Genomic DNA, 7,631 nt, shown 5'->3' on the forward strand with positions numbered 1-7,631 from the left:
ATTCCGCTGGCGCTCCGATATACCTCGCCGCCGTCGCTGGCCATCAGAAATGCGCCGCGATAAAAGACCACGCCAGAGGTGACAGCGCCGCTCACCGATCCTAGCGCGGCCATTGTCGCCACTCCGTCTCCGGAAAATACTACGCCAGAATCCGAACCGCAGACCACGCGACCGTTGCCGTAGGCGATGCCGCCCAGCAGATTGTCAGAGGCCGGCGAGAAAATTGTCCAGTTGATGCCGTTGGCCGACACAGCCCTGGCGCCGTTCAATCCGGTTACAACAAATTGTCCGCCGCTAACCGGCAGGTAGGCGGCTTGCAGAAGAGGCTGGCCGATGGGCGCCGTCACATCGGTCCATTGAATCGCATCGGTCGATCGCAGGATACGAGGATTCGGGGCAATGCCGCCTGCGGCAATGTAGGTTCCGCCGGAGGCCGCAACGCCGGTTAGATTATCTGTGGTTCCAGAGCTTCGGGCAAACCAGGTTCCGGGCCGACCGTCAATGCTATGCCAGATTTGGCCAGCGGCGCCCACGGCTACAAAACCGCGGCTCCCGTAGGCTACAGCGTTGAGATTTCCAGCGCCCGGGCTGGCCACTGTCCAGCTGGTTGGCGAGCTGCCGACGGCGATGATTCCGCCGGCGCCCACCGTAACGTACCGCGCTTGCAGGCCATACAAAAGGAGCGCCTGGAGGTCATTGCAATTGGCGTCGGCAGCTGCGCAATCTGAGGTCGCGCAAGCGCCCACTGGCAAAGTGAACAGGGCGCCGAGAAACCACAGTAAGAGATGTCGCCGCATTGCAGTCAATTGCTGGAATCGGTGGCGGCGTTGGCCAGCATTTCCCACAGGTTGTGGCCCGACGCAGAATCCCGCCAGGAACCTGACGGAGGCGGCATTTTTTTGCAAAAAATTGGCGGCTGTGGCGTTCATCGAATCTTTGGGCCGTCTAATTCGACAAGTTGCCCTCATCTATGCAAACCATGCTGCAGAATCAAGTGGTTCGTATTCGCCTGCGCAGCGAATCAGGAATGTACTACCTTGGCGCCTTGCTTTTTACTCCGGACGGAGGAGGAATCAAGGAATACCAGGCTGTGGCTGGCGATCGCGGCGAGTTTCGTGATCGACCGATGCAGGAGCCCTACAGTCAGTTTTCTTCCTGGAAGGATACGCTGATCTTTTCCGGGAATCTCGATCGGACCTCGACTTCTGATTTCGATCGTTGCCTGGGACGCCTTTCGCGCCGGCACGACTTTGTTGAGCGCTTCCGGAAGGTAGCCGAAGGGCGGGCTAACGACGGCGTCCTTTACGATATCCAGACCGAAATGTTTTTCAATCTCGGCATTCGCGGCGGCGAGCTGAAAGTCGAGGCAATGCCCTTGCGGGTGGTCGAGCCCGTAGCGGCTGAGGTTGAGGAGACTGCCCCTGCGGCAAGCGAAAGCGATCCACGACTCGCGGGTCGTCTGCCGCTACGTTTTCTGGTGTCCGCCGTTCGCGGCCTGCCGCTGTCGGAGCTGCAGGCAGGGATGGATGTCTTTGTTCGCTTTGGCGATCCAGAGAGCGTCGAGGCTCGTCAGTACCGCGGCGCCCGATCGGGGTCAGAGGATGCGGCGATGGCATCGGGCGATGATATGGAACAATCCCTGCAATTGATCCCCTCAAAAGAGGAAGCGGAGCTGGAAGCGCAGGTAAGCGCAGTCGAGCATACCGATCAGGGCGTACTTGTATTGCTCGAATTGCCGGGAGGGGTCCAGGGCTATGTCCTGGAAGAGGAGCCGCTGGTCAAAATCAAACTGCCCGCCGCCCAGCAGGCCCACATCGACGCGTCCCGCGCCTCGGAAAAGGCGGGCGCTCAAAAGAAGGCGCCGGCAACGACCGCCGCAGGCGCTATCAGTCTGGCGGAGCTGCGCGTCCCACTGGCAATTGCCGCCGGCGGTCTGACCCTTATCCTCGCGGCCGCCTATTTGCTGCTCTTCTGAAGCCCAAATTTGCTGTGCGCCCTGACAGGGCGGCCGGTAAATTAAGCGCGTCGCATTTGACCCCCGGTGCGTGCGCGGCGATGCTGGCGCCGTTCGCCGCTGCGCGTGCGGGGAGGCTTCGAAAATCATGAAAAAGACCGGTGCACAACTGATGGTGGATCTGCTGCAGAGCCACGGCGTTGACCTTGTCTTCGGCTACCCGGGCGGTGCGATTCTCCCCTTTTACGATGAGCTCTACCACAGCAAGATTCGCCACATCCTGGTGCGCCATGAGCAAGGCGCCGTGCACATGGCGGAGGGATTTGCGCGGGCCAGCGGTCGTCCGGGAGTGGTGGTCGTAACCAGCGGTCCCGGCGCAACGAACACCGTCACCGGACTGACCGACGCCAAACTCGATTCTATTCCGCTGTTTGTTATCTCCGGCCAGGTGCCGAGCACTGCGATCGGTTCCGACGCCTTCCAGGAGGCGGATTTCTTTGGCATAACCATACCAATTACTAAGTACAATGCCTTGGTTAAGAACTCGGATGATCTGGCTCAATTGTTCGAAGAGGCCTGGTTGATGTGTCAGAATGGTCGTCCAGGTCCAGTGGTCGTCGACTTTCCCAAGGACGTGCAAACACAGCCGACGGAAAAATTGCGCGGCCAGCCTGGTCTGGGCGAGCGTTTCCTGCGCCGCGCGCCCGTACAGGGAGACCTCAAAGCTCTGGCGGAGGCCTGGAATCGCGCCGAGCGTCCGCTGGTACTTGCCGGCGGCGGCGCAATCAACGCCCAGGCTTCCCGTGAATTGCGCCAGATTGCTGAAAAGACTATGAGCCCGGTAAGCTGTACATTGATGGGATTGGGCGCCTTCCCGGGAACGCACATCTTGAGCCTGGGCATGCCTGGCATGCACGGAACGGCGACGGCGAATAAGGCGATTCTGGAATGCGATTTCTTGATCAGCCTTGGCGCACGCTACGACGACCGCGTTGCCGGAAATGCGCAACAATTTGCGCAGCAGGCCGTGCGCGCCCATGCGGACATCGATCCGGCTGAGATCAACAAGCGCGTCAAGGTGGACCACTACCTGAGCGGCGATCTGAAAGATGTCATTCAATCGCTGCTGCCTTTCATCGAGAAGCGTGATCGCTCGCCCTGGGTAAATCATCTGGAAGGCTACAAGCAGGAGTTTCCTCTGGCATACGAGGAAAGTTCAGAAGCAATCAAGCCGCAGCGCGTATTGCGCAGGCTGTATGAGCTCAGCGAGGGCAAGGCTATCGTTGCTACCGATGTCGGACAGCACCAGATGTGGGCCGCGCAATATTACCTCTTCGATGAACCAAACCGCTGGCTGACCAGCGGCGGACTGGGCACCATGGGCTACGGGTTGCCGGCGGCCATTGGCGCAAAATTTGCGAGGCCGAAGGATCTGGTTGTCTGTGTGACCGGCGACGGCTCTTACCAGATGTGTATTCAAGAGCTGGCAACGATTCGCCAGTACAATCTGGGAGTGAAGGTATTGTTGTTGAACAATAACTTTCTGGGGATGGTCCGGCAATGGCAGGAGCTCTTTTACGACGAGCGCTTTGCCGAGTCCGAATGGCAGTTCAATCCAGATTTCGTTAAGCTGGCCGAGGCGTACGGCATTCGCGGCAAGCGCATCCACCGGCCGGACGAAATTGAGGACGCGCTGGCGGAGATGCTGGCTGACGACGAGGCCTATGTTCTGGAAGCAATGATCCCGTCCGATGAAAAAGTCTTCCCGATGGTCGCCGCGGGCAAAGATCAGCGCGATATGTTGCAATTCAAGGACATCCAGAAGCTGCTGGCGGAGCGCAAGGCGCGCGGGTAAGTACGATGCGGCGCCGACTTGCTATCCTCCTTGTGGCGCTGCTGGCCGTCGCGGCGACGCAATGCAGCGAATACCGCAAACGGGAAGCGCTGCGAAATTGCAAGTTCCACCTGACTGGATTGGAATTGGCGGAAGCCAATCTCGATCATGTTTCTCTGCGCTTGCACATTGCGGTTGAGAATCCCGGCCCCTACGAAGCGCAGGTTGATCGCATCGAGCTCAATCTCTATTTGCGCGATCGACGGGCAGCCTTTGTGGAAACGCAGGAGTCGCTGCGGGCCCCGCCCGGCCAAACGCGGCAGCTGAACCTGCAGCTTACAATTGCATTGAGCGAGCTGGGGCAGACCTTATTCTATGCGTTGTTGAACGGGCAGGAGCTGCAGGTGCGCGTGGCGGGCGCGGCGCATGTGGAAACCTTCTTTGGCGACCTTGCGGCGCCCATCGATATTAGCGACCTTCTGAAACTGGGGGCGGCGCTATGACTTGTCGCTTGCAACGTATCCTTGGCTGCGTTTCGCTGGTTGCACTTACGCTCTTGTCTGCGAGCTGCGCCGATTTGCAGAGGCGTCAAAATCTGCAGCGCTGTCGTTTCAGTCTGCAGAATGTTCAGGTGGTGCGCGCCTCGCTGCTGGCGATCGAGCTTAAGCTTCAATTGCAGGTCGAAAATCCTGGCGATGGCGAAGCGCAATTGGATCGTCTCGACTTTGCTCTTTTTCTAGAGGACCGCCGCCTGGGCGACGGCAAGAATCAAACGCCCACGACGATTCCTCCCGGTGAGACGCGGACGATTGAACTGGATTTCCGCGGATCGCCGGCGCAACTGGGGCTGGAATTGCTCAGTATTCTGGGGCGCAGCGGCGAAATCCGCTACCGCGTCGAAGGCGTCGCCTATATGGATGGCGCGCTGGGAACTTTCCCCCTTCCATTCACGGTAGAGAATGCGTTGCGCCGCTGAATCCTCTGCTGTCGCAAAGCGGCTGAAGCCGTTTTCCTTCGGCCCATTTTCCCTGGCGAAGCTCTGGCTGCTACTTTCTGTTCTAGCGCTTGCGTGCGCAGGTCCTGGGCTGCGGCCAGCGTCCGAAATCCGCGCTGTCACCTACAACACTCACTACATGCAGCGTGGCCTGCCCGGAATTGTGGACGCCCTCAAGAGGATCGATGCCGACCTGGTCGCCCTCCAGGAGGTGGCCGCTTCGGGCTCTTCGGTGAGCGCTGCCGCGATTGCCGCTCGATTGGGCTATCAGACCGTCAACAGCTCGGCTTACGTTACCTTTGGTCAGAATTCATGGCGTCTGGCCATACTGGTGCGCGGTCAAATCGTCGGCAGGAATGAGATTCCGCTTGGCCGATCGCGGCGCGCTTTGCGCGTTACGGCGCGAATCCGTGGACGCCAGGTCACATTCATAACATTGCATCTTACGCCCTATGTTGCCGGCGGACTGGACCTCAATCGGCGATATTCGGCCCTTCGAAAGCGTGAGCTACGCGATCTGCTGCGATTTGCTGGAGCGCCGCGAGCAGACAATCCGACGGTTATTCTGGGCGATTTCAATATGCTGCGCGGCGCGCCGGCGCTTGCCGGACTCGATGAGTATGAGCTGATGGCTGAGTCTGGCTATGAAGATGCGGATGGAGGCTGGCTGCCCTGTAACGACGATACCTTTCCGCTTGAAAGCGTTCGTCAGCAGGCGCCGCTTCCGTGGCGCTGGGCCTTGCCTTCGGCCATCACACTGGACTATATCTTCGTTTCGACAGGGCTGGAAGTAATTGATGTCGGCAGCGTTCCCTCCGAGGCCTCGGATCATTTCCCGCTGGTCTTGCAATTCAGACTGCCGCCGCCCTGATGTCCTGCCAGGCGCATCAGCGGCCAAAGAGATGAGCGGCCGACTGCTCCGCCAGCTGCAGTCCGTTCTTGAGAACCTTCCGACGCCAACCTACATCAAGCGGAGTAAAACTATTTCGCAACTGGATGCGCGCCGAATGCTCGACGTCGGCTTGATCATATTGCGTGGCTCGATTTTCGTCGCGTAATGCCCGCAACAGCTGTCGTCCGCCGGCCGCGCCGAATTCCTGCGTTACAAAATCCACCACGCAGCGCTTCCATTTGCGAGTAGCGCGCACAATTCCGGCATCGAGTCCGCCAAGGTTCAAATAGGTTTTCCGCAATTCGCTGGCAGCGTCATCAACTCGCGCGGCGCCGTAGCGGTCGAGCAGCAGCTGGTGGTAGGCGCCGCCCTGGTTGCGATCGACGATCAGCCAGTCCTCGCCGCCTTCGCCGACGCCGGTGTGCACATCAATTCCAAGTACGCGCTCCGCGCCCTGAAACTGCTTCTTCATCCATTGCAGCAGCAGGCGCGGCCCGGTTTCCAGATCCTCGCCTCCAAAGAAAAGCGCCTGCGGGTAAAGGTACTGCCCCTGGCCTCCGGCTTGTTTGATTGTTTCCCAGCCATGTCGTAGTATGCGCCAGAGCAGCGGCAGCGTCAGTAAATCCAGCCTCCCCCTGCTCTCTGGATTGAGCAATTTGTGCAGAATATGATAGCCAGCATGGGCGCCGGCCTCGACGTGTTGGCCGCGCTTCAGAAAGTTTCGGTTGAGATCAACATTGTGTTCATTCACCCTTCGCAGGTGCGCCATTCCATAGGGATTCACACAATGCACGAGAACAATTGCGCCGTCTTTCCCCGGATCGGGCATTTGCTCCAGCAAGCGAAGTTGAATCGCCGATCCCGCGAAGCCTTCCACGCCATGGACGCCTGAAGAGTGCAGCAGCACTCGTTTTGCGTCGCGATTGCCAAGCACGGCAATGTCGATGGCCAGTTTCTCGCCGCCGGGACCGCGACCGCCTGTCTCCAGCCGTTTCAAGCGCGCGCCGGCGGCGCGGGCGGCGCTACGAAAGCGGCGTGAGGCCTGGCGAAAATTCTCCGGGAAATAGGCCTCGCCGTCCACTGCAGTCAAAGTAAAGGCGCCAACGTGTTGAAGTCCACCGCAACTTGGTCAGAGAAAGCCGTCAAACACGGACCTGTCATCACTTCGAAAGCTTTCAGCTTCAGCCGTCGTCGCCAATGGCCTCGGTGGGACAGGCTTGCATGGCAAAGCGGGCGGCCTTCTCTTCCTCTTCGTTCTCGGGCTGTTTGCAAAAGTATACGTGGCTTTCGCCATCGGCATAGCGCAAGAGGCCGGGGGCCTCGTCCATGCAGCTGTGGCAAGGAACGCAAGTGGTATCGACGTAGTATTTGCCTGCTACGTTTTCCGGTTGTTTGTAGTTTCGATCGGCCATGGCTAATTCGAACGGCAGAGTCGAGGCGCCGGTTGCGGCGTCAAGAGAAGCGACCTCAGGCCAGAGTCTGGCCGCCAGGCCGCCGCAGGCCAAAAGACTCTTGCCGTCGGCCGATAGCGAGCTCAAATCCGTCATGTTCTGCTCTACGTTGATCCTTCGCCGCCTGCTTCTGGCAGCGACGCTATTGCCGGCCATCGCTTCCTGCTCGTACCTGGTGGATGGAGCGCGCTATCTTACAGACGAGGACTATCGTAGCGGGAGCGAAGCCGAGGATCGATTGCAGTCTGCGGTATTGATCGGCTACTCGCTGCAATACCAGTCAAACCAGCAAGCAAGCCTGATCCCTCCCTACACCGCGTTTCTCACGACCCGAATCAAAACCGACCGCGATTATCTTAACAGTTCTATTGAATCCTGTGAGCAAATCCTGCTGGTAGCCGGCGCTGCCAATCTCTCCGTGGAACAGGCAGTTACGGCCGGACTTTTCTGTAACATGGGACCTGGCAAGAGGCCGGACCAATTGTGAGATCCGGGCAGCAGCCGGC

9 protein-coding genes are annotated in these 7,631 nt (G+C 59.3%); 6 read left to right on the plus strand and 3 right to left on the minus strand.

Features of this window, described 5'->3' with window-relative positions; all coding sequences use genetic code 11:
• Positions 1–797 (minus strand): hypothetical protein (locus K1X75_18140; GenBank protein MBX7059987.1); only part of this gene is annotated, 797 nt, incomplete at its 3' end.
• Positions 798–979: 182 nt separating this feature from the next.
• On the opposite strand from K1X75_18140, the gene K1X75_18145 reads away from it, so the two are divergent.
• The 5 genes from K1X75_18145 (at position 980) to K1X75_18165 (ending at position 5,653) form a co-directional block, all read left to right on the plus strand.
• Entirely contained in the window at positions 980–1,975 is a 996-nt protein-coding gene (locus tag K1X75_18145; protein ID MBX7059988.1) for a hypothetical protein, read from the plus strand.
• 127 nt (positions 1,976–2,102) lie between these two features.
• Positions 2,103–3,809: a biosynthetic-type acetolactate synthase large subunit gene (gene ilvB / locus K1X75_18150; GenBank protein MBX7059989.1), complete on the plus strand. Its 1,707-nt coding sequence runs from the start codon at positions 2,103–2,105 to the stop codon at positions 3,807–3,809.
• 5 nt (positions 3,810–3,814) lie between these two features.
• The gene (locus tag K1X75_18155) at positions 3,815–4,291 is read left to right on the plus strand and encodes an LEA type 2 family protein (GenBank protein ID MBX7059990.1); all 477 of its coding nucleotides are present in this window, start codon (positions 3,815–3,817) and stop codon (positions 4,289–4,291) included.
• Positions 4,288–4,764 carry an LEA type 2 family protein gene (locus tag K1X75_18160; protein ID MBX7059991.1) on the plus strand — a complete coding sequence of 159 codons (477 nt, stop codon included), beginning with the start codon at positions 4,288–4,290 and terminating at the stop codon, positions 4,762–4,764. Before K1X75_18155 ends, K1X75_18160 begins: the two co-directional genes overlap by 4 nt.
• Positions 4,765–4,921: 157 nt before the next feature.
• Positions 4,922–5,653, plus strand: coding sequence for an endonuclease/exonuclease/phosphatase family protein (locus K1X75_18165; protein ID MBX7059992.1), 732 nt, complete (start codon positions 4,922–4,924; stop codon positions 5,651–5,653).
• Between the two features lie 16 nt (positions 5,654–5,669).
• On the opposite strand, the gene K1X75_18170 is transcribed toward K1X75_18165, so the two are convergent.
• Together K1X75_18170 and K1X75_18175 are read right to left on the minus strand one after the other, a co-directional pair.
• The gene (locus K1X75_18170; GenBank protein ID MBX7059993.1) at positions 5,670–6,764 is read right to left on the minus strand and encodes a DUF2817 domain-containing protein; all 1,095 of its coding nucleotides are present in this window, start codon (positions 6,762–6,764) and stop codon (positions 5,670–5,672) included.
• A 91-nt stretch (positions 6,765–6,855) separates the two neighbouring features.
• Positions 6,856–7,086 carry a ferredoxin gene (locus K1X75_18175; GenBank protein ID MBX7059994.1) on the minus strand — a complete coding sequence of 77 codons (231 nt, stop codon included), beginning with the start codon at positions 7,084–7,086 and terminating at the stop codon, positions 6,856–6,858.
• A 133-nt stretch (positions 7,087–7,219) separates the two neighbouring features.
• On the opposite strand from K1X75_18175, the gene K1X75_18180 reads away from it, so the two are divergent.
• Positions 7,220–7,612 (plus strand): hypothetical protein, encoded by a 393-nt coding sequence (locus K1X75_18180; protein ID MBX7059995.1) that lies wholly within the window; start codon positions 7,220–7,222, stop codon positions 7,610–7,612.
• The last annotated feature ends 19 nt before the right edge of the window (positions 7,613–7,631 follow it).

It is taken from the genome of Leptospirales bacterium, assembly GCA_019694655.1.
Classification (GTDB): Bacteria; Spirochaetota; Leptospiria; order Leptospirales; family Leptonemataceae; genus SSF53.

What these genes read in the sequence shown, in the direction of transcription:
- K1X75_18145 (MBX7059988.1), top strand. Translation starts at nt 980, where the DNA reads ATGCTGCAGAATCAAGTGGTTCGTATTCGCCTGCGCAGCGAATCAGGA.
- ilvB (MBX7059989.1), top strand. Translation starts at nt 2,103, where the DNA reads ATGAAAAAGACCGGTGCACAACTGATGGTGGATCTGCTGCAGAGCCAC.
- K1X75_18155 (MBX7059990.1), top strand. Translation starts at nt 3,815, where the DNA reads ATGCGGCGCCGACTTGCTATCCTCCTTGTGGCGCTGCTGGCCGTCGCG.
- K1X75_18160 (MBX7059991.1), top strand. Translation starts at nt 4,288, where the DNA reads ATGACTTGTCGCTTGCAACGTATCCTTGGCTGCGTTTCGCTGGTTGCA.
- K1X75_18165 (MBX7059992.1), top strand. Translation starts at nt 4,922, where the DNA reads ATGCAGCGTGGCCTGCCCGGAATTGTGGACGCCCTCAAGAGGATCGAT.
- K1X75_18175 (MBX7059994.1), bottom strand. Translation starts at nt 7,086, where the DNA reads ATGGCCGATCGAAACTACAAACAACCGGAAAACGTAGCAGGCAAATAC.
- K1X75_18180 (MBX7059995.1), top strand. Translation starts at nt 7,220, where the DNA reads ATGTTCTGCTCTACGTTGATCCTTCGCCGCCTGCTTCTGGCAGCGACG.